Raw genomic sequence first — 24828 nt, 5'->3', positions numbered from 1 at the left:
CGCTGCCCATGTCGTGGGGCACAGCAGTGGCTCACCGCGTTCGCAAACAAATTTCGCACCACCACTAGACGACCGGTCTAATTCAATCTATCATTGACCCATGTTCTGCACAGCGCGGCCCGCAAAGCCGCTCCACGCAGCCCACATCGCCGCACTTCCGTTGAAGTGTATTTTTTGATTCGGTTAAATAGTAGACCGGTCTAATTTTTTGACATCAAGGTGAATGCAATGAAAGTTCTGATGGTCCTCACTTCCCACGACCAACTTGGCAACACGGGCCGCAAGACCGGCTTCTGGCTGGAAGAGCTGGCCGCCCCCTACTACGCGTTCAAGGACGCCGGCGTCGAGATCGTGCTGGCCTCGCCGCTGGGTGGTCAACCCCCGCTGGACCCCAAGAGCAACGAGCCGATGTTCCAGACCGAGCTGACGCACCGCTTCGAGGCCGATTCCGATGCCAACGCCCAACTCGCCAACACCGTCCGCCTGGACACCATCGACCAGGCTGACTTCGACACCGTGTTCTACCCCGGTGGCCACGGCCCGCTGTGGGACCTGGTCGAAGACCCGCATTCCGTCGCGCTGATCGAGGCCTTCATCGCCGCCCACAAGCCGGTCGCCCTGGTGTGCCATGCCCCCGGCGTGCTGCGCGACGTCAAGGCCCCCAATGGCCGCCCTCTGGTGGAAGGCAAGCAGGTCACCGGCTTCGCCAACACAGAAGAAGACGGCGTGGGCCTGACCGATGTGGTGCCCTTCCTGGTGGAAGACATGCTGATCGCCAAGGGCGGCCGCTACAGCAAGGGCGCCGATTGGGGCTCCTACGTGGTGACCGACGGCCTGCTGATCACCGGCCAGAACCCGGCCTCGTCGGCCGAAGCGGCCACGGTGCTGCTGAGCCAGTTCGCCGCCACCGCCTGAGCCCGCGCCTCACGCTCACCCGCCATCTTCCATCCCGTTTCAAAGGATCCCCATGACCGCCCGACGCATCTTCGCCCGCTCCGCCCAGCACCTGCTGACCTTGTCCACTTTGGTTGCGGCCTTCGCCGGTGCGGCGCTGACGCCCACCGCGCCCGCCCTGGCCGCTGGCGTCCGGCCTGCGCTGCCGCAAACCGGCAGCGCCCAGCCCTCTGGCAGCTACATCACCACCCGTGACGGCGTGCAGCTCTACTACAAGGACTGGGGCCCGCGTGATGGCCAGCCCGTGGTCTTCAGCCACGGCTGGCCCTTGAGCTCGGACAGCTGGGAGAGTCAGATGATCTACCTGGCCGATCACGGCTACCGCGTCATCGCGCACGACCGCCGCGGGCATGGCCGCTCCAGCCAGCCCTGGGAGGGCAATGACATGGACCACTACGCCGATGACCTGGGCACGGTGATCGACATGCTGAAGCTGAAGAACGCGGTGCTGGTGGGCTTTTCCACCGGCGGCGGCGAGGTGGCGCGCTACATCGGCCGCCATGGCACGGCTCGGGTGGCCAAGGTGGCGCTGGTGTCGGCCGTCACACCGGTGATGATCAAGTCAGCGAAGAACCCGAACGGCGTGCCCATCGAGGTGTTTGACGGCATCCGCGCCGGCCAACTGGCCAACCGCGCCCAGTTGTACAAGGACATCGCCGCCGGTCCCTTCTTCGGCTTCAACCGCCCGGGCGTGAAGGTGTCGCAAGGCCTGATCGACAACTGGTGGTTGCAGGGCATGCAGGCGGGCCACAAGAACACCTTCGATTCGATCAAGGCCTTCTCCGAATCCGACATGACGGAAGACCTGAAAAAGATCGACCGGCCCACCCTGGTGGTGCATGGCGATGACGACCAGATTGTGCCCATCGACATTTCCGGCCGCGCCACAGCCAGGCTGGTCAAGGGTGCGCAGTTGCTGGTTTACCCCGGTGCGCCGCACGGTCTGACCGACACGCACAAGGACCGTTTGAATGCCGACCTGCTGGCCTTCATCCGCCAGTGAACCGGGCGCCGGGCCGGTCGTCTGTTTTGAGATTAATAGACGACCGGTCTAATCTGAGATAGGATGTGAACATGGTTTCCGCCCACACCTCCGAATCCTCTGACGTCCGCGACGGCATCATCGCCGTCGGCCAGCGCATCATGGCCAGCAAAGGCTTCTCTGCGGTCGGCATCAACGAAATCCTGACGGCCGCCAGCGTGCCCAAGGGCTCGTTCTATCACTACTTCGGCTCGAAGGACGCCTTTGGCGAGGCCATGCTCACGGCCTACTTTGCGCAGTATCACGCCGAGATGGACGCCACCCTGGGCCGCAGCAAAGGCTCGCACGCAGACCGCCTGCTGGCCTACTTCCAGGCCTGGCGCGAGGGCCAGTCGCTGCAAGACTGCCAGGGCAAATGCCTGGCCGTGAAGCTGGGCGCCGAGGTGGCCGATCTGTCCGAGGCCATGCGCGCGGCCATGAAGCTGGGCACCACGGGCATCGTGTTGCGCCTGGCGCAGGCCATCGCGGCGGGGCAGGCCGACCATTCGCTTGGCGTGCAGACCGACCCGGCCGAGCTGGCCGAAAGCCTCTACCAGCTGTGGATGGGCGCCAGCGTGATGGCCAAGATCGCCCGCAATGCGCAGCCCTTTGACGTGGCTCTGGGCGCCACGCGCCGCCTGTTGCAATTGCCGGGCTGACCCCTCCCATCGGGCACTTCGCGGGAAGTGCTTTTTTTTGCCCGATCAAGAATAGACCAGTCTACTATTAACATGAGCAACCCTTACAAGACACTCTCCCTGACCGATGCCAAGGCCATGTCCCAAGCGGCAGAAGCCTTTGCGCTTCAGTTCGGCCTGCCGTTTTCGGTAGCCATCGTGGACAGCGGCGGGCACCTGCTGCACTTCACCCGGGGCGACGGTGGCGCGGTGGGCTGCGCCGACCTGGCGATCAACAAGGCCTACACCGCCGTGGCCTTCGGGCAATCCACCGCCGACCTGGCGCTGCTGGCGCAACCCGGTGCACCGCTGTTCGGCATCCAGCACAGCCTCAATGGGCGCGCCGTGATCTTTGGTGGTGGCGTCCCGGTGCTGTCCAACGGCAACGTGATGGGCGCCATCGGCGTCAGCGCCGGCACCGTTGAGCAGGATGTGGCCGTGGCCATGGCCGCGATGGCTGCACTGGAGACCGGCGCCGCCGATGCGTGGTCCACAGGTCACAGCCCTGATTGAACGCTTCATGCCCGCACCACATTGGAGATGACGATGCACACCTGCACTGCCGACGCCTTGTCCAGCCCTATCGAACAGAGCCGAATACTCAAGCTGGCTGGAAAGCCGCGCCTTGCAGCGGCCATACGCCCCGCCGAGCCCACCGGGCTCAGCCTCCCCATGACCATCGCAGTCATGGTGCTGGTGGCCACCAACCTTCGCCCGGGCATCGTGTCTGTTGCCCCTGTGCTGGGCTCCTTGCGCAGCGAGTTCCATATCAACAACGCGCAGGCCGCCCTGCTGACGGCCATCCCGACCTTGCTCATGGGGCTGCTGGCCATCCCCACACCCTGGCTGGCGCGGCGTTTCGGGCGCCATCGCGCGGTTCTCGCGGCGTTGGTGCTGTTGGCCGTGGCCACGCTGTTGCGTGCGTTCACCACGTCCACCGTTCTGCTCTTCATCAGTACAGCAGGCGTTGGTGCGGGCATCGCTGTGGCGGGCGCACTCATGTCCGGCTTTGTCAAGGCCCACCATCCGGGGCGCGGGTCGCTGTTGATGGGCCTGTATGCGGCCTCGCTGGGCCTGGGCAGCACCCTGGCCGCTGCGTTGACCGGGCCAGTGGCAGCACTCACCGGTGGCTGGCGCATGGCCACCGCCATTTGGGCTGTTCCGGGCCTGGTGGCCATTGGGGCCTGGCTGCAGGTGTCAAGCGCCGAGGGCACCCATACCGCACCCGATCGCACGGCAGTCAAGGCTGCGCACCCGCATCCGGCCCGCTCTCGGACGGCCTGGCTGGCTGCGCTCTACTTCTCAGCCAACAACTTCTTGTTCTTTGGCCTGCTGGCTTGGCTGGTACCCATGAACCAGGCCTTTGGCGCAACTGCAGCGCAGGCTGGGCTGATGCTGGCTGGCTTCACCACGGTGTTCATGTTGGCCAACCCCATGCCGGCCTTGGTGAGTCGGGGCCATGACCGGCGCTGGCCAATCGCAGGCTTTGCCGGCGCCTTCCTGGCGGGCATCGGCATGTTGATCGCCGCGCCGCATGCCCCGGGCTGGCTGCCCATCGTGCTGCTGGCCGTGGGCGTGGGCGGGTCTTTCTCGCTCGGGATGACGCTGCCGCTGGACAACGCGGCCGACGCGACCGAAGCCAACTCGTGGACTTCCTTCGTTTTAGCCATAGGCTATGGCGTGGGTGCGCTTGGCCCGCTGACCCTCGGGCTGCTGAACGACCTTACCCACAGTTACCTGTCAGGTCTGTGGGTGCTGGCGGCAGTGGGGGCGCTAAAGCTGGCTCTGGCGCCATTCCTCAACAGGCGAAGAGACGAGTGAGAGACTCCATGCATTGAGCCTCAGCAAAGGCGAAGCACCGCATGGTGGCCTCACGGGCAGAACCCATGCAAATGGTCGGATCGAACGCCTTTGGCACCTTTCCCGACCGCCCTCTGATGACCCCAACAGGCTGATTGCTGACACTCACCGGGAAACGTTCAAGCGGCTTCTGTGCGCCCAAACTTGACGCTCCACATGTCGGAGAACGAAGGTGATCTTTCGCACTCGTACGATCCGGCCCGCCCCTCCGGCAGGCCCAGTCGGTGTATTCACTCAACGACGAGGACAACCGCAGAGATCACGCGTGAGCGTCAGCCAGCGTTGGCATAGTCGATCTGCAGGAAATCGATGGGCTCACGCCTGAGCACGGGCTAGGCGTCGTGGACCAGGTACCCACCGGATTCCGCTTATCGCAGGCAGAGTGGGGGCGTTTTCAATCGGCGTGTAGGCCGTAACACGACTGCGTCCTGCAGTCGCTCGGATATGACGACAAGCAACCGAATCTCATCATTTGCGAAAGAATCGTTGCGAAGTTTCCCCTTAGTATTTCTCAAGTCAACGATTTGTTCCGAATACAGTTCCAGTGCCGATGTCCAAGTTTGCCATCCACGGTGTAAATCCTCGCAGAGACTTCGACGATGTCCCTCGACCTGTCGTTGCCATGAGTGCCACCTCGGTAGCGAGTGACTGGGAAAACGGGAGGCACCAGCATCACAAAGCTCAGCTGATTTACTCGGTTCGCGGCATCCTCAACTGCGAAATCGAAGACGGCGTCTGGATCGTGCCGCCACAGTGCGCGTTATGGATACCTGGAGACTTGCCCCACTCGGCAAGAGGATCGGGCGAAACAGAAATTTATTGCCTCTTCATCGAGCCTGACGCGGCACCGAATCTTCCGACAACCTGTTGCACGATTTCGGTATCGCCATTGCTGCGCGAGTTGCTATTGAAGGTGGCCAGCTTTCCTGAGTTGTACGCTCAGGGAGGACGGGAAGACCGGCTGATTGCGGCGTTGCTCGATGAGTTGGTTGATGCGCCGGTGGAGGACCTACACCTGCCCATGCCGCGCGATCCTCGATTACGCCGCCTCGCAGAAATGATGCTGGCCGACCCCACGGACAAAACCTCGAAAGCCGATTGGGCTACGCGCATCGGCATGAGCGAGCGAAACATGACCCGGTTGCTGCTGCACGAAATTGGAATGAGCTTTGGGCGCTGGCGCAGGCAACTGCACGTGATCCTTGCGCTTCAACGTTTGACCAAGGGTGAAAGCGTGCAGACAGTGGCACTGGAACTGGGGTACGAAAACGCCAGCGGATTCATCACGATGTTCCGCAAGGCGGTGGGCAAGCCTCCGGCACGCTACCTGTCGGACCGCAATAGCGGCGCTGAGCCTGCTTCCGTGCCCGGCATCATGCTTGCCGATGAACTTTCGCCCTGACTAAGGTCGGCAAACCTCCGTCACATCACCACGTAGTGGCCGACATTTCGCGAAGATCGTGGTGATGGTGTGACCGTCATCGCGTTGAGAGCGAAGCCTGCTCCGACACGAGCAACTGCACCAGCACGCTGTGCCCGGGCGCGGCGAAACATGATGTCGTCGAGCCTACCCAGGACGATCTCCATCATTCTCGCGCAATCAATTTTTTTCAGTTCCGCCAAAGTTTGTGGCAATCCGCAGATTGGCCTAAATGAAAAATAAAGTGGCCTGATTTCGCTATCGAGCCAACTTCACTCTGCTGTCAAATTACGCATTCAAACGCTAATGAGTATTATTTGATGCGCAATTTCAAGGATGCCGGAAGACTCCGCTGGCAAATCGAGATGAGCACCATGCGTGCCGTCCCTCCCGGACTTGATGTGCCATGTCACGGCCGCAGGATTTCTCCCCGCAGCGTGTTGGGTGCTGCGGTAGCTGGGGCAATTTTCTTCAGTGCGCAAAGCGCATGCGCCGCCGAGCCATTGCAGCCGCGAGACGAGGTCGGGGGAAAAACGACTCAAGGGGAACCCACGTTGCCGGCAGTCACCGTATCGGACCAAATGAATGCTGTGGCGACTGAAGGTACAGGTTCGTACACCACCGACGAGACGGCGGCAGCCACGCGCCTGCCGCTGTCGTTGCGGGAAACTCCGCAGTCCGTCACGGTCATCACGCGTCAGCGCATGGACGACCAGCAGTTGAATTCGGTGCAGAGCGTGCTGGAGAACACTACGGGCATCGCGTCATATCAATCCGACAGCGAACGCACGAGCTTCTATTCGCGCGGCTTGCTGATCAACAACGTCCAGTACGACGGCATCCCGACGGTGGTCGGCAGCCCAATCAATGGGAGCGGTATTGGTTCTCTCGATACGGCGTTCTATGACCGTGTCGAGGTCGTGCGCGGTGCCTCGGGCCTGCTAACCGGCACCGGCAATCCATCGGCGGCCATCAACCTGGTGCGCAAACGCCCAACCCGTGAATTCGCGGCGTCCGCATCCCTCGGTGCAGGGAGTTGGGATACCTACCGGGGATTGGCCGACGTCTCGACACCGCTGACCAAGGACGGTCGCATCCGAGCACGCGTGGTGGGCACGTACCAAGACGGCCGTTCGTACATCGACGGCTACAAACCGCAGAGGAAGTCGTTCTATGGCGTCGTCGAGGCAGACCTGACCCCGGACACGACCGTGAGCCTGGGATACGACCACCAGGACATCACGCCGAAAGGCGCCACCTGGGGCGGTCTGCCGCTGTGGTTCAGCGACGGCACGCAGGCGGACTATTCACGCTCCAGAAGCTACGCTCAGGACTGGAGCCGCTGGGACAATAACCTCAAAACAGGATTTGCCGCAATCGAGCACCGCTTCAACAACGGCTGGAATTTGCGTGCCACTGCCAACCAGTACCGTACCGAACACGATACCGAACTGCTCGGCCTCGTCGGCCGCCCCGATCGCGCAACTGGACGGGGAGCCTTCCCCAACGGCGCCCTCCCGGTAGCACTGGCGTCTGAGGGGAGCAGTCGCCAGAACACCTTTGACGTGATGGCCAGCGGTCCGTTCGAACTGCTGGGCCGCCAACACGACCTGGTAGCAGGCGCGACAAATTCTCGTCGCACGGCTGGCCAGGACGATCTGCCGCCGTTCTTCGCGGCCATTGCGCCGGTCAACGTCTACACCCTGAGTCCAGCATTTTCCCGGCCCAACCTCGATGCCATGGCTCGGATACCGACCCGCACTCGAATCAAGCAGAGCGGTGTCTACAGCGCGGCGCGGATTTCGCTGTCCGACCCACTGAGGCTGATAGTCGGCGGACGTTTCAGCAGCTATGAAATTGACGATACCGCCGGTGGTGCGTCTTTGCATTACAAAAAGAGCAGCGAGTTCACCCCGTACGCCGGTTTGGTCTACTCCATCAACAAGACCTATTCGGCCTACGCCAGCTACACGGGCATCTTCAATCCGCAAACTGACTATCGGGACAGCCTGGGCAACGTACTCACGCCGTCCAAGGGTAAAACCAAGGAAGTCGGTGTGAAAGGCGAATACCTCGATAGGCGCTTGAATGCGTCGGTAGCCCTGTTCGAGACCGAGCTGGACAACGCGGCGCAGACCGTCGCAGGAACCCGTACGCCCAGCGGCGCCCAAGCCTATCGCGGCGCCGATGGGACCAGGTCGCGCGGGATCGAGTTCGATCTGCAGGGCGAACTGGCGCTTGGCTGGAACATCTACGCTGGAGTCGCCCACTTCACGGCAAAAGACGGCGCTGGCGTCCGCTTGAATTCGCAAATACCGCGCACCACCGCCCAGTTTTTCACGACCTACCAGTTGCCGGGTGAGTGGAGCCAGTTGACCCTGGGTGCTGGCGCCAAATGGCAAAGCCGCTTCTACCAGGCCCCCAATACCGGCACCAGTTCCCTGGGTGGCGAGCAAAGCCCATATGCGCTCGTGTCGTTGATGGCTCGCTATGCCATCACCAAAAAGACCAACGTGACCATCAACCTCAATAACGTATTCGACAAGAAATACGCGCTGCAAAAGGGTGATTTCGACACCGTCAGCTATGGCGCACCACGCAACGTGATGGTGACGCTGGACTACAGGTACTGATTTTCCCGCAAACACTCAATCATCGATTATCGAGAAAGCTCCCATGACCTTTCAGTCTTCTTCAACTCGCGGCCGGCATCTGGCCATACACAACCCAAACAAGGTCGCTCTGTTCTGGTTGACCACCGGCGCTGGCGCGGTGCTATTTGTCACCTTTCAATTGTTCTTCTACGTCAATGACCTCGCGAGAGCACACGGAGCGACGCCGGCGATTACGTTCGAGCCTGGCGTACTGTGGATGTTTTCCGCCTTCTATGGTTGCTGGATCGTCACGGTGCTTATCGCATTGATCGGAACCCGCAAGGCCCAGTGGACTGCGCTGGTCTTTGGCAGTTTGCTTGTTGTCCTCAATACGCTCGGTGGAGTTTTGGACGGGCTGCGCGACGGCTGGCATGTGGCCTTCTCGGCAGTGTTCTTCATAACGCTGCCCGGGGTGTTCGCCATTGCGGCCACCTGGCGTCACATCAAAACCAAAGGAGTGGGTCATGTCGATGAATAGTTCTAACTTTCCCTTGGTCTGGATGAATCTTTCGCAAAAACCTGGACATGACCATCAGAGGGACTTCGATGAATTCGAGGCCAATCTACGGCGCGGCGAGCCCTTCGTGATCCTGAGCGATACCGCACCTGACGACGATGACCATGAGCACACGCCTGAAGAAAAGAAGCGCACCGCGCTCTGGATGAAAAAGCACAAAGTTGAATTGCGCAGACTTGTCCGAGCAATGATCCTGATCGAACCCAACTCGGCAAAGCGTCTGGGGCTCAAGGCTTTTGCGGTCGTCTTCGCCAAGTTCTGGGGCTATCCTCTTCTTCTGGCTTCTTCGCGTGAGCAGGCGATAGAGATGGCAACAGAGCTGCTGTCAACGGGCGCCCCGCAATCCCGCTGATGGCCGGCGCCACCATCTGATGGCACAGAAAAAAAGCGCCGCCATCGCACCGATGGCGGTGGCGGCGGTGCAGGCCGGCAGCGCTTTTTTGCTTCTGAAGTCGTGAAGCTCTTGGACATCGGTATCTCTCAGGGTGGTTGATTTTCGGCCTCTACTAGACGTCTGCTTTTGGCACCAAAGCTGCCGCCGAAGTCTCGCTGGACTTCACCCGGTTCAATAGACACCTATCAAGGTCGAAATTGAACTGGAGAGTGAGAAATGAAGAGAGTGCGATACCCGGCTGAGTTCAAGGCAGAAGCCGTCAAACAGGTGACCGAGCGTGGTCATGGGGTAGTGGATGTAGCCAAGCGATTGGGCATGTCGGACAAAAGCCTGTACCTGTGGGTGCGGCTTGCCAAAGAGCAATCGAGCGCAGGGGGGGCAGAGACAAGCCAGCTCAAGGCCGAGGTATCCCGGCTCAAAGCGGAGCTCAAAAGGGCCAATGAGGAGCGCGACATCCTAAAAAAGGCCGCAACGTACTTTGCCAAGCTGTCCGGGTGAAGTACGCATTCATGGCCGAACATAAAGGCCAGTTCCGGCTCAGCAGCATGTGCCGCGTTCTGCGCGTACAGCGCAGTGGCTATTACGCTTGGAAGGCCAATCCAAAGTCCAAACGCGCCTTAGCCGACGATGTCTTGCTGGCAAGCATTCGGCAATCCTTTGACGACAGCCACGGGATTTATGGAAGCCCACGCATCCTGCGGGACTTGCGAGAGGACGGTATGGCGTGCGGTCAAAAACGTGTAGCACGCCTGATGCGCCAGGCCCAACTGCGCTCAGTGCGTGGTTACAAGCGGCCACGCTACCGAGTCGGTCTTCCTGCGACTGCCGCACCGAACCGGTTGCAACGTGAGTTCACGGTCACGCTACCGAACCAAGTGTGGGTCACCGACATTACCTATATCCGAACCCATGAGGGCTGGTTGTACCTAACGGCCGTAATTGACCTGTACTCGCGCATGGTGGTCGGCTGGGCGATGAACTCCAGCATGGCTACAGAGTTGGTGTTGGATGCGCTCACGATGGCAGTGTGGCGCAGGCGCCCAACGGGTCCAGTGATGATCCATTCCGACCAAGGAAGTCAGTTTGGCAGTGACGACTTCGCCCGCTGGTGCAAGGACAACCAATTGGTGCCAAGCATGAGCCGACGTGGAAACTGTTGGGACAACGCGGTAGCAGAGTCCTTCTTCAGCAGCTTGAAGAAGGAGAGAATCAAACGCCATATCTATGCCACCAGGCAAGACGCCAAGTCAGATGTGTTTGACTACATCGAAGGTTTTTACAATCGAATCCGTCGGCACAGTCACCTAGACCAACTGAGTCCGCTGGCATTCGAACAACTTCGAAACGGAAGTTGAAATATGTCTACGAAACCGGGTGAAGTCCACTCAGCGGTGGCTGCACGCATGGCCGACAGCTGCGCCATGGCGGCCACAGCCAAACCCAGCAACATCAATACCAGCAAAGCAAACGCGCCCGACAGGCGCGTGGAAATCTTCAGATTGTTCATGGACTCACGTTTTCAAATCAAGGGGATACCCTGTGGCCACTCCTGATTGATGCGTGGGCCCAATGGCCACTCGCATCGCCCCATGGCGACAAGCAATGCCAGAACTATACCTATGATTAGTTGCAAATTCAATATAAATGATACATATGATTCAAATTCGCAGGATTCCTTGACCTAGCGCTAAAAATTCGAGGAGAGTTTTTGATTTCCATGCAGAAGTGACCTACTTAACTTGCTGGCCCCCTCTAAATCTGCCCCATGTCCCAACCCTAATCTGCTGCTTTTAAAGCCAAAGGAGAGCAGGAGTGGCAACACTGAGTGCCACCAGGCATTGGGCTCTGAGAGCAGCTGTCCATCCGGGAAATCGCCCGCCGCACGGGCCTTTTGCGAAACACCCTACGCAAGTAGCTCTTTCTTACTCTCCGCGCTTTTCACACCCTCGAGGAGACTTTGAACAGGTTCTTAGACGCCGTGGCAATTTCGGGCCATTGCTTCTCTCGAAATTGGTGTGTCCATGCATGAAAGTCTCCTGATGGCATCGGTTTCGCAATGAAATATCCCTGGGCAATATCACAGCCCAATTCGATCAACATATCCCAATCTTGTTGGGTCTCTACACCCTCTGCAACGACCTTGCGGCCCAATGCGTGGGCCAAATCAATGGTTGATTTGACGATGATGGCGGAGTCAATGCTTGTGGACATGTCGCGCACAAACGATTGGTCGATCTTGACGTATTCCACGGGCAGCTTGAGCAGGTAGCTGAGCGATGAATACCCGGTTCCAAAATCGTCAATGTACAGAGAGACTCCCTCTTGCCGCAGGTCATGCAAGACTCGTAACGCAAATTCTGGGTCTTCCATCACCGTACTTTCGGTGATTTCAAACTCCAGCAGGCCCCTCGCCACGTTCCAGTTGTCGTGTAGCAAGCGCACTTTTCGCAGCAGTGTTTCATCTCTGAGATTGCGAGCCGACAGGTTCACCGCGATAGGAAATGCATCGCCGCGGCTTTGGGCTTCATGGCATATGCGCATGGCTGATTCGATGACCCAGTCGGTGAGGTTCTTGATGAGACCGGTGTGCTCCGCAAGGGCGATGAACTGGGTTGGGCCGATCAACCCGCGATCAACGTGCTGCCATCGCACCAGGGCCTCTGCACCCAATATGGCACCACTCGCCATTTCCACTTTGGGCTGGAGGTAGAGCACCATGTCGCCATGGTCGATGGCTCGATGCAGCTCGGCCGCCATAGCCAGGCGCTCTGGGTGCGCTTCGTCATTGGTGGGGTCATACACCTTGAATCCGAGCTCTCTCCTTTTTGCCTGATTCACCGCAAAGTCGGCGTGCTGCAGCAACTCGTCCGCTGTGCCTCCGTGGTCAGGAAAAAGCGCAATACCGATGCGGACCCCGACGTCCAAAGAGAGGTCTGCGATCTCAAACGGCTGCTGCAGCATCGACTGCAGTCGGCTCACCATCGCGATAGCATCCGTCTCGCTGCCTGGCGAAAGCAGCAAGGCGAATTCATCGCCGCGCAAGCGGGCGATCAAGTGGGCATCGGGCACCGCTGAACGGAGTCGGGCACCGAACTGCCGCAGCAGCTGGTCTCCATGGGTTAGCCCCAGTGCTTCATTGATCTCGCGCAGCCGGACAATGTTCACCTGCAGCAGCGCCAAGGGCTGGGCACCCTCTGTCCCCCGGGTTGCCTCCATGGCCCTTGTCACCACTTCGATGAAGTGAACTTCGTTGGGTTGACCGGTCAGCGCATCCATCCGGGTCAGGCGGTGCATTTCTGCTTCTGCTGCGATACGTTCGGCCTTGGCCCGCAGGCTGGAAATGCCGAACGCGAGGTCGTCTGCCGATTCCGTCAAAAGCCGCACTTCGTCGGGCCCAAAAGTGTTCGGTTCGCGCGCAAAAATAGTCAGTGCGCCGATGACGTTTCCTCCAACCCACAGAGGGCAAGCGAAGCATGACGCGTTGCCCTGTAAAAACGAGCGCCAAGGGCGGTAGCTCGGATCATTTTGCATGTCACCAATGACCTGGGTGGCCTTTTCCCGGATGGCCGTCGCTATGGCGCCTTGGCCCAGCTCACTGTCTGCCCATGTCACCTTCAGTGAGCGCAGAACGTCCATGCCGAGGCCGTACCCACTCTCAGCCATGGGGCGTACAGATTTCTCGGGGTCCTTCAAGGCATACCAAACCATGGCGGCGGGGTAGCCGCCGGCGTCCACAATGGCCTTGCACATGGCGTCGAGCAATGACTGCTCCTGTGTTGCCCGAAGCATCGCGCTGTTGCCCGCGCTGAGGGTTTTCCAGGCGCGGGTCGCTCGCTCCAAATCTGTCACGCGCTGACCAAGCTCAGCGTTGAGTGTCTGGATTCGGTGCTCGGCCTGTTTGCGCTGCGAAACATCGGCCCCAAGGACGTAGTACCCAAGGACCACGCCTTGTGCGCTGCGCTTGGGGGCCAAACTGATTGCAAGCCAGACGTCCGGAAAAGGTTGCCAATCGTAGCTTTGAGCTTCGCCCGCCAGTGCCTTGTCAATGGCCGGCGAAGCGATTGCATAGCGATCATCACCCAGTACCTCTTGCACGGTGCTTCCAGTAATGTCGTTGTGGTCCGGGGCAAAACGCAGCCGGTACTGCTCGTTGGCATAGACATACCTGCGTTCTGCATTCACATACGCGACCATCACAGGGACGCTGCTCATCACGCTGTGCAGGTGTTCCTGCGCTTCGCGCAATTGCGCTGTCCGTTCGAAGACCCGTTGTTCCAGCAGTGCGTTTTGCTCTTGAATGAACTGCTTTGCCTGGCGTTCCGCGGTGATGTCTCGAAAGACAAGGACCACCCCCTGAGGGATGCCAGATTCGTCACGTATGGGCGCCGCGTTGGCTCCTATCGGGCAATGGGCGCCGGTGCGTGTCACCAGCGATATGCCATCGATTTCTTCGAGAACCTGATTCGTTGCCAGCACGGTGGTAACCAGCGAGCGATCCAGGGGCTGTCCGTCTTGTCCGACGAGCCGGAAAACGCTGTCTACCCGCTGGCCTTGTGCCTCGCCTGAGGCCCACCCGGTGAGGCGTTCTGCCGCCGGGTTCATGTGCGTGATTCGCCCCTGGGAGTCAGACTCAAGTACAGCGTCGCCCAGTGACCTCAAGGTCGTTGAGAGATTTTCTTCGCTCCGGATCAACGCGTGGTGGGTGGCCTCGCTTTCCGCTAACTGGCGCCTGATCAGAACGTAGGTTGCAGCCAGCATGGCGACCAGCAAAGTCGCAACCGCTGCGCCACTGGCTGCCAGAACGCGTTGACTCGTCAGTTGACCTGCCGTGCGGTATTCCAGGACTTCGCGAGCTTCCGTATCCATCGCGTGGAAGAGCGCATAGGTGCGTTCTCGCGTCTCCCTCAAAGGCGCACCTGAAACAAAGGCGGTGGCTGCTTCTTGTCCCTGATTTTTTCGCAGAATCTCGACCTGCTTGGCAATCGCAATGCGCTCGTTAATGACCGCACGCAGCTTCGTCCACCGCTGCATCTGCGCTGAACTGTCGCTGATCAATGACTGCAATCGTGCCAGCGAGGCTTCTCTGGCCGCAAGCCGGTCATTGCGTTCTTTCAAGGCAGCGGCGTCGCCTGAGATTCGGTAGCTTTGTGTGCTGAACTCGATTTGAAGGGTGTCAGCCCTGGCTTCGGTGATTGTTTGCACCACTTGGTAGGTGTGCGAGACGAGGCGAGCGGCTTCTCTGGCATCGGCGGCCAGCTTCCATGTCGTAGCTGCGAGCGCCACCACCACGAGGGCGGCGGCCAGAAATCCACCGAGGACTTTCCTCTCAAAGCTACGCTGCAGCCATACCTGCTTCGCCATATGCCTCCCTGGGCGCCCATCGGCGCAGATTTCATGGTGCACTTCGTAGTCCGATGGGCGAGGGGCTCAGGCGGCACAACCTGTCCCCAAGATCCGTTCATCGGGTGCAGCGTGTGGCAGTCACCCGTGCCACGGACTGCTGCAGTCGCTAAAGACATCGCAGTGCGCCTGCTCATTGAAGCGAAGCAAACCACGTTGGTGACGGGTCACGTTCCAGCCCCACCGCTGCGCACCAGCTGTTCAAATTCAGAATGCGGCAACGGGCGACCGAAGAAATAGCCTTGGAACGCCTTACACCCGTGGCCTAGCAAAAACTCGTGGTGTGCCTGGGTCTCAACCCCTTCTGCAATGACCGACAGGCCCAAGCTACCCGCCAGCGCGATGATGGAGCGGGCAATGGCTGCGTCGTTGGGATCCACCAGGGCATCTCGTACAAAGCCCTGATCGATTTTGATCTGATCCAGCGGCAGGCGCTTGAGGTAGCTGAGCGATGAATACCCGGTGCCGAAGTCGTCCAGCGAGAAGCCCAGGCCGTAGGCCCGTAAAGCACGCATGGTGGTGATGACGCTGTCCACGTTTTTGAGCAGCAGGCTCTCGGTCAGCTCCAGCTTGATGTGGGTGGGGTCTGCGCCTGTGGTGTGCAGCAGGTTCAGCACCTGGGTCACAAAGTCGTCCTGGTGGAACTGGCGCGCGCTGACGTTGATGGCCAGGGTCAGGTGTGCAAGGGCCGGGACGTTGCGCCATTGGGCTTGCTGGCGCAGGGCGGTTTCCATCACCCACAGGCCCAAGGGCACGATGAGGCCTGTGTCTTCTGCCAGGGCAATGAACTCACTGGGCGGCACCATGCCGTGCTCGGGGTGCTGCCAGCGCACCAGGGCTTCGGCGCCCTGGATGCGGCCGGTTTCATCGACCTGGGGTTGGTACAGCAGCAAAAACTGCCCTTGTTTGAGGCCGTTGTGCAGTTCGGCTTCCAGCATGGCGCGGCGGTTGACGGCCTGCTGCATGTCCGGGTCAAAAAAGCGCAGCGTGTTGCGCCCCGCGTCTTTGGCTCGGTACATCGCCATGTCGGCCTGTTTGAGGATTTCATCCACTGTGGTGCGCTGGCCGTGCAGCAGCGTGATGCCGATGCTGGCAGCGCAGTGGTACTCGTGCCCGGCCAGGTCGTAAGGCTGTGCCAGGCGGGCGCGCAGCATTTCGCCCAGCATACGGGCTTGGTCTGCAGCCTCGGTGGGGTCCGTGCCCAGGTTTTGAAGCACCACCACAAATTCATCGCCGCCCAGGCGTGCCACGGTGTCCAGTTCGCGCACATGGCTTTGCAGGCGGCGTGCCACTTCGGTCAGCAGCATGTCGCCCACCTCATGCCCGCGGGTGTCGTTCAGCGTTTTAAAGTTGTCCAGGTCCACAAACAGCACGGCCGTGGCCATGCCGCTGCGGGTGCTGCCTGCCAACACTTGCTGCAGCCGGTCCACCAGCAGTCGCCGATTGGGCAGCTCCGTCAGGGCGTCGTAAAAGGCCAGATAACGGGCCTCGTCTTCGGCAGCCTTGCGGCCAGAGATGTCGATGTCGATGCAGAACATCTCGGGCGGCTGGCCGGGCACTTGGATGTAGGCGTGGCTGGAGAACACATCGACCAAGGTGCCGTCTTTGCGTTGCAGTTGCAACTCTCCCGCCGGGATGACCTCGCCCGTGGCAAACATATGTTCTACGTTGCTGCGCACCGTGTCGCGCATCACGGGCGGGATGATCAGATCGAACAGGCTGCTGCCCATGGCCTCTTCGGCGGTGTAGCCGTACAGCCGCTCTGAAGCCTTGTTCCAGTAAGTGGTGGTGCCATCTGCCAGATAGCCCTGCACAGAAATGGATGGAATATTGAGCAGTAAGGAGCGAAACCGCAGCTCGGACTCCCGCAGGGCAGCCTCCGCCTGCTTGCGGGCAGTGATGTCGCGCGCCAGCAGCACCACCGCCTTGTCCCCCTGCACGGGCACCCCCAGGGGTTGGGTGCGCCCCTCGAATTGGCGAAGGCCGTCGAGGGTGCGAATTTCGTATTCGAGCGTTTGGGTGCGGCCCGTGCGCAGGGTTTCGTGGATCAGCCGCAGATACAACTGCGTCTGGTCGGGCGGCAGCACATCGCTCAGTTGCTTGCCAAGCAAGTCCTTGGCGCTGGCGACCAGGGCCGTTTTGTCGTTGGACAGCACCTCCAGGTAGCGCCCGTTGCGGTCCAGCACCAGCAGCACGTCGGGGATGGCCTGCGTGATGGCGCGCAGCCGGGCGGAGCTTTCGCTCAAGGCCCTTTCGGTGTTCAAGCGCTCTTCCACGTCTTTCAGCAGCATGCCCAGCAGCAAGGTGGCCACGGTGAAGATCAGCACGAAGGGCAGTGCCACGGTCTGGTTGATGCGCTGCACCGCTGGCTCTGGCAGCAGCTGAAATGCCCCCACCACAGCCAGGTGCACCAGCAGCCCAAAAAGCAGCAAGGTGCGCGGCTCTACATCCAGCTTGCCGCGCTGGCGGGCCTGCCGGTACAGCAGGCCCAGCGCCACACAAATCACCACCACCAGCAGGCCCACGCCCATGCCCGCACCGCCAATCCAAAGGCGCCAGCCCATGGTCAGGGTGCCCGCAATGATGGCGACCACAGGCCCGCCAAACAGGCCCGCCATGCACAGCACGACGGAGCGCGCATCAAAGATCACGCCGGGCATCAGCACCACGGGCAGCAGCATGCCCACCACGCAAATGCCGCCAAACAGGGCGCCCGAGACGATCTGCCCGATCAGGGGCTTTTGCCGCCAGACACGGATGTTGACACCATGCAAAAAGCACAGCGCCAGCAGCAGTGCAACGCCTTTGAGCAGTTCAAGGAACATGGGCCTCCGCCTGGGTGAGGGGTAAGCCCATCATCCGGGGGTTGCAGCATTTTGTAAACGGAATTTGTCCCCGCACCATAGCGATGTGGCGGCGGGCACTTCAGGGCACCCCGTGGGCGCCCTGAATGGGGCGGTAAAAGGTCAGGACAGCAGTGCTTGCGCAAATTCGCGCGCGTTGAAGGTTTCTAGGTCTTCCAGCTTCTCGCCCACGCCAATGAAATACACGGGGATGGGGCGCTCTTGCGCAATGGCGGCCAGCACGCCACCCTTGGCGGTTCCGTCCAGTTTGGTCACGATCAGGCCGGTCAGTTGCAGCGCATCGTCAAACGAGCGCACCTGCGCCAGCGCGTTCTGGCCCGTGTTGCCGTCGATGACCAGCAGCACCTCGTGCGGTGCGGTGCCGTCGGCCTTGGTCACTACGCGTTTGATCTTTTTGAGCTCTTCCATCAGGTGCAGCTGCGTGGGCAGGCGGCCTGCGGTGTCCACCAGCACCACGTCTTTGCCCCGGGCCTTGCCAGCGGTCACGGCGTCAAAGCTCACGGCAGCGGGGTCGCCGCCTTCTTGGCTCACGATTTCCACAGTGTTCCGGTCGGCCCACACACCCAGTTGTTCGCGCGCCGCAGCGCGGAAGGTGTCGGCGGCGGCCAGCAGCACGCTGGCGCCTTCATTGGCCAAGTGCTTGGTCAGCTTGCCGATGGAGGTGGTTTTGCCCGCGCCATTGACGCCCGCCACCATGATGACGGTGGGGGTGTGCTCGCCAATCACCAAGGCCTTTTCCAGAGGGCGCAGCAGCTCCGCCAGGGCATCGGCCAGCAGACCTTTGACGGCGGCGGGGTCGGTGGTCTTGGTCTCCTTCACGCGGCGCTTGAGGTCGTCCAGCAAGTGCTGGGTGGCCTTGACGCCGGTGTCGGCCATCAGCAGGGCCTCTTCCAGCTCTTCGTACAGGGCATCGTCGATTTGCGTGCCGGTGAACACGGTGGCGATGCTGGAGCCCGTTTTGCGCAGGCCGGCCTTGAGGCGATCGAGCCAGCCCTTGCGTTCTGCCACGGCGGGGGCAGGCGCGGGAGCGGGGGCTACGGCTGGCGCAGCAGCGGGTGGGCTTTGCACCGCGGGGGCCTGCGGGGCTTTTGCCGCGGGCGCAAGCGGCGCTGCCACGGGCGCTGCGTGTGTTGCATGCGTTACGGGGGGTTGTGCCTTCAGCGCCGGGGCAGGGGATGCTGGCGGGGCGGTTTGTACAGGCGCTGCCGGGGCATAGGCCGCCACAGGCACAGCGGGGGCGGCATCAGGGGCTGCGGCCACTGGCGCAGCCGTCACTGGTGCAACAGTCTCCGGTGCCGCAGCCGGTGGCTGTACGGCTACAGGGGGGCTGGCAGGCGCTGGTGTAGGGGCTGGTGCTGCTGGTGTTGGCGCCGCTGCGGTGGCTGGCCCGGGCGTTGGCACCGGCGGCTTGGCCGCAAACGGGTTGCGTAGCCAGCCAAAGCCAGGGGTTGCAGCGGGGGCGGGCGCCGTTGGCGCGGGCGTATCGGGGGCATGGGGCGCCGAAGGCGCGGGGCTGGCCGCAGCTTCAGGCGTGGCGACGGGCGCGGGGGCTGGTGCCGGGGCATCAGTCGTCGCGGGCGAGGGGGTGGGCTTTTTCTTGAAAAAACTGAACATTGGCGGGTTCTTAGAATCACTGCATTCTATGAAACGCGCTTTCACCCTACTGGGCCTTCTGGCCTGCCTCAGTGCCACAGCCGTCACCCACGTGATGGCTGCGGGTTTGGATTCCTCTGCAGCCCCTGTGGCTGCGCCCTCTGCGGGGCGAGCGGCAGGGGCCTCTGGCCCACATGCCAAGGTCGCCCAGGCCACCAACGCGGCCGGTGCCCAGCTGTTCACGCTGGCCAATGGCATGCAGCTCATCGTGCAGCCCGACCACCGCGCGCCCACGGCCGTGCACATGGTGTGGGTGCGTGTGGGCTCGATGGACGAGGTGGACGGCACCTCGGGCGTGGCCCATGTGCTGGAGCACATGATGTTCAAGGGCTCCAAAACCGTGCCGCCGGGCGACTTTTCGCGCCGCGTGGCTGCTTTGGGCGGGCGTGAGAACGCCTTCACCAGCCGTGACTACACCGGCTACTACCAGCAAATCCCGGCCCAGCGGCTTGAAGACGTGATGCGGCTGGAGTCCGACCGCTTTGCCAACATGCACTGGCCCGACGAAGAGTTCAAGAAAGAGCTGGAAGTCGTGAAAGAAGAGCGCCGCCTGCGCACCGAAGACCAGCCCCGCGCCATGCTGGCCGAGCAGCTCTTTGCCACCGCCTTCAACGCATCGCCCTACCGCCGCCCCATCGTGGGCTGGATGAGCGACCTGGACGCCATGACGCCCAACGACGCGCGCGCCTTCTACCGCCAGTGGTACACGCCCGCCAATGCCGTGGTGGTGGTGGCCGGTGATGTGGACGTGGCCAAGGTGCGCGCCCTGGCCGAAAAGTACTACGGCAGCCTGCCCGCGCACGCCGTGCCCGAGCGCAAGCCCCGCACCGAACCGGTGCAGCAGGGCCTGCGCCGCGTGGCCGTGAAGGCCCCGGCAGAGCAAGCCTATGTGGCACTGGCCTACAAGGTGCCCTCGCTGTCGCGCGTGCAGGACTTGCAGGCCTCTGACCGCGATGCCCTGGCCCTGCTGGTGCTGTCGGCCGTGTTCAGCGGCTACGACGGCGCGCGGCTGGAGCGCGCCCTGAGCCAGGGCGAGCAGCCCGTGGCCGACAACGCAGGCAGCTCGGCCATGGTCACGGGCCGTGGGCCGTCGCTGTTCATGCTCACCGGCGTGCCCGCTGCGGGCAAAACCGCCCAGCAGGTCGAAGAAGCCCTGCGCGCCGAAGTGGCCCGCGTGGCCCGGGACGGCGTGAGCGAGGCCGAGCTGGCACGCGTCAAAACGCAATGGATCGCCTCCACGGTGTACGAGCGCGACTCGGTGCAAAACCAGGCGCAGGAGCTGGGCGGCAACTGGGTGCAGGGCTTCCCGCTCGATGCGGAAGAGCGGCTGCTCACACTGCTGCGCACCATCACCCCCGAGGAGGTCAAAGCCGTGGCCGCCAAGTATTTTGGCGACGACCAGCTCACGGTGGCCACCCTGCTGCCCCAGCCCCTGGAAGGCGCCCGCCCACATCCCGCCTTGCCCGCCGGGGCGATCCTGCACTGACATCAGCTTTGGATATTTACATGATTGCTATCAAAAAAGTAGCTTCCAGCGCTTGTCTGGTGTGCGCTAGTGTGGTTTTTTATGCTGCACCCGCCTGGGCACTGCTGCCCATCCAGCACTGGACAGAGCCCAGCGGCGCCAAGGTCTGGCTGGTCGAAAGCCCCGTCATCCCCATGGTGGACGTGCAAATCGACTTTGACGCAGGCAGCCGCCGCGACCCGGCGGAAAAGTCCGGCCTGGCCAGCGCCGTGGCGCTGATGGCATCCAAAGGTGTCAAAGGCCAGGGCGCCGAAAACACGCTGGACGAAAACGCGCTGGGCGAGGCCTGGGCCGACCTGGGCGCGGGCTTTGAAGCCGGGGCCGACAACGACGCCCTGCGCTACTCGCTGCGCTCTTTGACGGACGCGCCGCTGCTCGACCGTGCCGCGCGTCTGGCTGCCCGCCAACTGGCCGAGCCCAGCTGGCCCGCTGACATCTGGGCCCGCGACCGCGCCCGCTGGTCCGCCAGCCTGCGCGAGGCCGCCACCCGCCCCGCCAATGTGGCGGCCGAGGCCTTTGCCACCGCCGTGTACGGCAGCCACCCCTACGGCCTGCGCACCACGCCTGAAACGTTGGCCCGCATCAGCGTGCAAGACCTGCAGGCCTTCCACGCGCAAACCGTGGCGGCCTGCCGCGCCCGTGTCAGCATCGTGGGCGCCGTCAGCCGCAGCCAGGCGCAAGAGCTGGTGACCAAGCTGCTCGCCCGCCTGCCTGCCACGGGTGCCGAATGCGCGCCCCTGCCTGCGGTGCCTGAGGTCGAGCCCCTGAAGGCGGCGGCCGAGCAGGCCATCCCCTTCGCCTCTGCCCAGGCCCACGTGCTCATTGGCCAGCCCGGCTTTCCGCGCCGCGATCCGGACTTCCTGGCCCTGCTGGTGGGCAACCACATCCTGGGCGGCGGTGGCTTTGTCTCGCGCCTGACCGAAGAAGTGCGCGAAAAGCGCGGCCTGAGCTACAGCGTCTACAGCTACTTTGCGGGCGGCCTTCACGCTGGCGCCTTCACCATCGGCCTGCAAACCCGGCCCGACCAGGCAGCCCAGGCCGTGAAGGTGGCGCGTGACGTGGTGCAGCGCTTTGTGGCCGAAGGCCCCACCGAGGCCGAGCTGCGCGCCGCCAAGGACAACCTGATCGGCGGCTTTGCGCTGCGCATCGACAGCAACAAAAAGCTGTTGGGCAACGTGGCCAACATCGCCTGGAATGGCCTGCCGCTTGACTATCTGGACCACTGGACGCAAAAGGTGGAAGCCCTCACCGTGGCCGATGTGCGCACGGCCATGGCCAAAAAGCTGCAGCCTGAACGCATGGTGACTGTGGTGGTGGGGGGCAAGCCATGAGCCGCTCGACCCTGAAAACCACCGCCATCAACGCCGAAATCCGCAAGGCCCAGGCCGCTGCCGCAGCGCCTGCCGCCCCGGCAGGCAAAAAGGGTGCCGCCAAAGACAAGCCTGCCGCTGCGGCCCCCAAAGGCGCGGGCGAGGTGCGCATCATCGGTGGCGCCTGGAAGCGCACCCGTCTGCCCGTGGCCCAGCGCCCCGGCCTGCGCCCCACGCCCGACCGCGTGCGCGAAACCCTCTTCAACTGGCTGGGCCAGGACCTGAGCGGCTGGCGCTGCCTGGACGCCTTTGCAGGCACCGGCGCGCTGGGGTTTGAGGCCGCCTCGCGCGGCGCCGCCAGCGTGCAACTGGTGGAAAGCGATGCCGCCCTGGTGGCCCAGCTGCACACCCTGCAGCAGCGCCTGCAGGCCACCGCCATGCGGGTGCAGCGCGGCGATGGCGTGGCGGCCCTCAAGCAAGCCGCGCCGGGCAGCCTGGATTTGGTGTTGCTCGACCCGCCGTTTGGCAGCGACTTATTCACCCCCGCCCTGCAAGCCGCCGCCCAGGCAGTGTCTGCGCAAGGCTTTGTGTACCTGGAAGCCCCCGCGCCTGGGCCGACGAGGAGCTGGCCGCCTGGGGGCTGGCAGTGCACCGCCACCTCAAGGCCGGGGCGGTACACGCGCACCTGCTGCGCCGCGCCGTGGCGCTGTAATTGCGCTTGATTTGCGATTAGATTGCTATTGAGTTGATAGCTGCCAGCGCCTGTTTATCAAGCGCTGGCAGCTATTTTTATGTGAATTGCCAAGTGGCCTGGGCTGGCCGCTGCCATCCATGTTGCAGTGCACTCTGCATAATGCGCCCACGCGGCCCGGCACAGGGCCAACGACCATTCCGTCAGCACAGGAGACAGCCCGCCATGGCCCACAACGTCCTCGCCGTTTACCCCGGAACCTTCGACCCCATCACCCTGGGCCATGAAGACGTGGTGCGCAGAGCCACCCAGTTGTTCGGCCAGGTCATCGTGGCCGTGGCCGCCGGCCACCACAAAAAAACCCTGTTCAGCCTGGAAGAGCGCATCGACATGGTCCGCGAGGCCACGCGCCAATACCCACAGGTGCAGGTCGAGAGCTTCTCGGGCCTGCTGCGCGACTTTGTGGTGGCGCGCGGCGGCAAGGCCATGGTGCGCGGCCTGCGCGCCGTGACCGACTTTGACTACGAGTTCCAGCTTGCAGGCATGAACCGCAGCCTCATGCCGCAGGTGGAAACCGTCTTCCTCACCCCCAGCGACAAGTACCAGTTCATCAGCAGCACCTTTGTGCGCGAGATCGCGGTGCTGGGCGGAGAAGTGGACAAGTTCGTCTCGCCCGCCGTGCAAGAGCGCTTGGCGGCGAAGGTGCGGGGGATGGCGGCGGGGTGACGGGGCCCTGTTGCTACGAAGCAGCCCCACCCTGCGATGGGCGATGGGCCGAGCGCCACGCGGCCAAGCGTGGCGTTATAAAACTTTGAAGAATATTGTTTGGCCTTTTTATGTGTTTGGCCATATACTAGACGCCGTTGTATCGACAGGGCGGCGGCAAGCCGCGCCGTCTTTGCAACGCTAGCGCGGCGGTTTTTCACCAGCGCGCGCTAGCCGCCTTTTGCGACCCTTGTCGCCCAGCTGGACGGTAGAGCTACCGCCAACTGTGTTCCCTTGAAGCTCACGCAACCCGGTCCGGGTATGCGTTTCCCCTGAATGCACCAGATTTCCAAGACAGCCATTTCCATGGGCCAGTACGTCGTTTCGCCCGCGACACACCCGACCGACTGTGGCCGCTTTCGCGCCTCCTTCTCGGTCCACCGGTCTCAAGGCAACGGCAGCTACTGCCGCGTGTTCCGCTTTGACAAAGCCTTTGCTTCGCCCGAAGCCGCCCGTCTGTTCGCGGTGACCCAGGGCTGGCTGCAAGCTTGCATGCCGCACCCCCCGGTGTGCTGACCCATCAGCCCACTGCCGACCCCCTCTTTGCCATCGCGGCGGACTCTCAAGTTCGCACACCGATTCTTCCCCGTGCGCCGTTCGCTGCGCGCCCCTCACCAGAAAGACTTCTCCATGAGCACCAAAATTTATGTGGGCAACCTGCCTTATTCCGTGACCGATGCCAGCCTGCAAAGCAACTTTGCCGAGTTCGGCGGAGTCTCTTCCGCCAAGGTCATGATGGACCGCGAAACCGGCCGTTCCAAGGGTTTTGGCTTCGTTGAAATGGCTTCGGCAGAAGTCGCGCAGGCGGCCATTTCTGCGCTGCACGGCATGTCCGTGGATGGGCGCTCGATCGTCGTGAACCTGGCCCGCCCGCGTGAGGCCGGTGGTGGCGCCGGGGGGCATAACGCTGGCGAGTACACGTCGAACAAACGCTCCGACGTGGGCTATGGCTCGGGTGGCTTCGGCGGCGGTCGCTACTGATTGCTGCGCGGCTTCCTGCGCTCCCAACGAAAACCGGCCCTTGAGGCCGGTTTTTTTCGTCTGTGCTTGCTGCACTGGGCTACATGCATTCGGCAGCACTGTTTAACGCGACAAACGCGGTGGTCGCAGTCATTGCCGTGCC

Annotated in this window: 19 protein-coding genes and 2 pseudogenes; 17 read left to right on the top strand and 4 right to left on the bottom strand. The window is 62.3% G+C overall.

What is annotated here, in order from left to right; all coding sequences use genetic code 11:
* Positions 1-228 precede the first annotated feature (228 nt).
* The 6 genes from EAG14_RS16085 (at position 229) to EAG14_RS16060 (ending at position 5914) form a co-directional block, all read left to right on the top strand.
* Positions 229-915, top strand: a complete 687-nt coding sequence (locus EAG14_RS16085) for a type 1 glutamine amidotransferase domain-containing protein (protein ID WP_099742775.1) — start codon at positions 229-231, stop codon at positions 913-915.
* A gap of 52 nt (positions 916-967) precedes the next feature.
* On the top strand, positions 968-1957 hold the full coding sequence (locus EAG14_RS16080; protein WP_099742776.1) for an alpha/beta fold hydrolase: 990 nt from the start codon (positions 968-970) through the stop codon (positions 1955-1957).
* Between the two features lie 71 nt (positions 1958-2028).
* A complete protein-coding gene (locus EAG14_RS16075; protein WP_099742777.1) occupies positions 2029-2634 on the top strand; it encodes a TetR/AcrR family transcriptional regulator in 606 nt (201 codons plus the stop codon).
* A 72-nt stretch (positions 2635-2706) separates the two neighbouring features.
* Positions 2707-3165, top strand: a complete 459-nt coding sequence (locus EAG14_RS16070; protein WP_121729485.1) for a heme-binding protein — start codon at positions 2707-2709, stop codon at positions 3163-3165.
* Positions 3166-3324: 159 nt separating this feature from the next.
* A complete protein-coding gene (locus EAG14_RS16065) occupies positions 3325-4473 on the top strand; it encodes a CynX/NimT family MFS transporter (protein WP_099743719.1) in 1149 nt (382 codons plus the stop codon).
* Positions 4474-5062: 589 nt separating this feature from the next.
* Positions 5063-5914, top strand: a complete 852-nt coding sequence (locus EAG14_RS16060; protein WP_121729484.1) for a helix-turn-helix domain-containing protein — start codon at positions 5063-5065, stop codon at positions 5912-5914.
* A 20-nt stretch (positions 5915-5934) separates the two neighbouring features.
* Here the strand turns inward: EAG14_RS16060 and EAG14_RS22890 are convergent, their stop codons facing one another.
* The gene (locus EAG14_RS22890) at positions 5935-6135 is read right to left on the bottom strand and encodes a hypothetical protein (RefSeq protein ID WP_162996018.1); all 201 of its coding nucleotides are present in this window, start codon (positions 6133-6135) and stop codon (positions 5935-5937) included.
* A gap of 117 nt (positions 6136-6252) precedes the next feature.
* Here EAG14_RS22890 and EAG14_RS16055 point away from each other — a divergent pair, with 117 nt between their 5' ends.
* From EAG14_RS16055 to EAG14_RS16035, 5 genes and pseudogenes are all read left to right on the top strand, one after another.
* Positions 6253-8565: a TonB-dependent siderophore receptor gene (locus tag EAG14_RS16055; RefSeq protein WP_121729483.1), complete on the top strand. Its 2313-nt coding sequence runs from the start codon at positions 6253-6255 to the stop codon at positions 8563-8565.
* A gap of 43 nt (positions 8566-8608) precedes the next feature.
* Entirely contained in the window at positions 8609-9064 is a 456-nt protein-coding gene (locus EAG14_RS16050; RefSeq protein ID WP_121729482.1) for a hypothetical protein, read from the top strand.
* Complete coding sequence (locus tag EAG14_RS16045) at positions 9051-9455, top strand: hypothetical protein (protein WP_121729481.1); 405 nt, start codon at positions 9051-9053, stop codon at positions 9453-9455. The genes EAG14_RS16050 and EAG14_RS16045 overlap by 14 nt, the downstream gene beginning before the upstream one ends.
* Positions 9456-9713: 258 nt before the next feature.
* A protein-coding gene (locus tag EAG14_RS16040; protein ID WP_371414366.1) for an IS3 family transposase occupies positions 9714-10852 on the top strand; the annotation gives its coding sequence in 2 pieces (ribosomal slippage) (positions 9714-9963 and positions 9963-10852; 1140 coding nt in all).
* A 457-nt stretch (positions 10853-11309) separates the two neighbouring features.
* Positions 11310-11409: pseudogene (locus tag EAG14_RS16035) on the top strand (XRE family transcriptional regulator); the annotation flags it as partial.
* Positions 11410-11435: 26 nt separating this feature from the next.
* Here EAG14_RS16035 and EAG14_RS16030 read toward each other — a convergent pair.
* The 3 genes from EAG14_RS16030 to ftsY form a co-directional block, all read right to left on the bottom strand.
* Positions 11436-14858, bottom strand: coding sequence for an EAL domain-containing protein (locus tag EAG14_RS16030; protein ID WP_121729480.1), 3423 nt, complete (start codon positions 14856-14858; stop codon positions 11436-11438).
* A 206-nt stretch (positions 14859-15064) separates the two neighbouring features.
* Positions 15065-17722 carry an EAL domain-containing protein gene (locus tag EAG14_RS16025; protein ID WP_121729479.1) on the bottom strand — a complete coding sequence of 886 codons (2658 nt, stop codon included), beginning with the start codon at positions 17720-17722 and terminating at the stop codon, positions 15065-15067.
* Between the two features lie 141 nt (positions 17723-17863).
* Positions 17864-19162, bottom strand: coding sequence for a signal recognition particle-docking protein FtsY (gene ftsY / locus EAG14_RS16020; protein ID WP_371414426.1), 1299 nt, complete (start codon positions 19160-19162; stop codon positions 17864-17866).
* A gap of 241 nt (positions 19163-19403) precedes the next feature.
* On the opposite strand from ftsY, the gene EAG14_RS16010 reads away from it, so the two are divergent.
* From EAG14_RS16010 to EAG14_RS15985, 6 genes and pseudogenes are all read left to right on the top strand, one after another.
* Positions 19404-20900: a pitrilysin family protein gene (locus tag EAG14_RS16010; protein WP_121729478.1), complete on the top strand. Its 1497-nt coding sequence runs from the start codon at positions 19404-19406 to the stop codon at positions 20898-20900.
* Between the two features lie 20 nt (positions 20901-20920).
* A complete protein-coding gene (locus tag EAG14_RS16005) occupies positions 20921-22270 on the top strand; it encodes a pitrilysin family protein (RefSeq protein WP_121729477.1) in 1350 nt (449 codons plus the stop codon).
* Positions 22267-22961, top strand: a pseudogene (gene rsmD / locus EAG14_RS16000) (16S rRNA (guanine(966)-N(2))-methyltransferase RsmD). Before EAG14_RS16005 ends, rsmD begins: the two are co-directional and overlap by 4 nt.
* A gap of 204 nt (positions 22962-23165) precedes the next feature.
* Positions 23166-23666, top strand: a complete 501-nt coding sequence (gene coaD, locus EAG14_RS15995) for a pantetheine-phosphate adenylyltransferase (protein ID WP_099658248.1) — start codon at positions 23166-23168, stop codon at positions 23664-23666.
* A gap of 315 nt (positions 23667-23981) precedes the next feature.
* The gene (locus EAG14_RS15990) at positions 23982-24221 is read left to right on the top strand and encodes a hypothetical protein (RefSeq protein WP_199175074.1); all 240 of its coding nucleotides are present in this window, start codon (positions 23982-23984) and stop codon (positions 24219-24221) included.
* Between the two features lie 114 nt (positions 24222-24335).
* Positions 24336-24686: an RNA-binding protein gene (locus tag EAG14_RS15985; RefSeq protein WP_099740340.1), complete on the top strand. Its 351-nt coding sequence runs from the start codon at positions 24336-24338 to the stop codon at positions 24684-24686.
* Positions 24687-24828 lie beyond the last annotated feature (142 nt).

Source organism: Acidovorax sp. 1608163 (genome assembly GCF_003669015.1).
Classification (GTDB): domain Bacteria; phylum Pseudomonadota; class Gammaproteobacteria; order Burkholderiales; family Burkholderiaceae_C; genus Acidovorax.
The sequence above is the reverse complement of the archived record's forward strand: the minus strand, read 5'-3'. Positions and strand labels throughout refer to the sequence as shown.

Bases quoted from the DNA above. Each gene is read 5' to 3' on its own strand.
- EAG14_RS16085 (WP_099742775.1), top strand. From the start codon at position 229: ATGAAAGTTCTGATGGTCCTCACTTCCCACGACCAACTTGGCAACACG.
- EAG14_RS16080 (WP_099742776.1), top strand. From the start codon at position 968: ATGACCGCCCGACGCATCTTCGCCCGCTCCGCCCAGCACCTGCTGACC.
- EAG14_RS16075 (WP_099742777.1), top strand. From the start codon at position 2,029: ATGGTTTCCGCCCACACCTCCGAATCCTCTGACGTCCGCGACGGCATC.
- EAG14_RS16070 (WP_121729485.1), top strand. From the start codon at position 2,707: ATGAGCAACCCTTACAAGACACTCTCCCTGACCGATGCCAAGGCCATG.
- EAG14_RS16065 (WP_099743719.1), top strand. From the start codon at position 3,325: ATGACCATCGCAGTCATGGTGCTGGTGGCCACCAACCTTCGCCCGGGC.
- EAG14_RS16060 (WP_121729484.1), top strand. From the start codon at position 5,063: ATGTCCAAGTTTGCCATCCACGGTGTAAATCCTCGCAGAGACTTCGAC.
- EAG14_RS16055 (WP_121729483.1), top strand. From the start codon at position 6,253: ATGCGCAATTTCAAGGATGCCGGAAGACTCCGCTGGCAAATCGAGATG.
- EAG14_RS16050 (WP_121729482.1), top strand. From the start codon at position 8,609: ATGACCTTTCAGTCTTCTTCAACTCGCGGCCGGCATCTGGCCATACAC.
- EAG14_RS16045 (WP_121729481.1), top strand. From the start codon at position 9,051: ATGTCGATGAATAGTTCTAACTTTCCCTTGGTCTGGATGAATCTTTCG.
- EAG14_RS16030 (WP_121729480.1), bottom strand. From the start codon at position 14,858: ATGGCGAAGCAGGTATGGCTGCAGCGTAGCTTTGAGAGGAAAGTCCTC.
- EAG14_RS16025 (WP_121729479.1), bottom strand. From the start codon at position 17,722: ATGTTCCTTGAACTGCTCAAAGGCGTTGCACTGCTGCTGGCGCTGTGC.
- EAG14_RS16010 (WP_121729478.1), top strand. From the start codon at position 19,404: ATGAAACGCGCTTTCACCCTACTGGGCCTTCTGGCCTGCCTCAGTGCC.
- EAG14_RS16005 (WP_121729477.1), top strand. From the start codon at position 20,921: ATGATTGCTATCAAAAAAGTAGCTTCCAGCGCTTGTCTGGTGTGCGCT.
- coaD (WP_099658248.1), top strand. From the start codon at position 23,166: ATGGCCCACAACGTCCTCGCCGTTTACCCCGGAACCTTCGACCCCATC.
- EAG14_RS15990 (WP_199175074.1), top strand. From the start codon at position 23,982: ATGCACCAGATTTCCAAGACAGCCATTTCCATGGGCCAGTACGTCGTT.
- EAG14_RS15985 (WP_099740340.1), top strand. From the start codon at position 24,336: ATGAGCACCAAAATTTATGTGGGCAACCTGCCTTATTCCGTGACCGAT.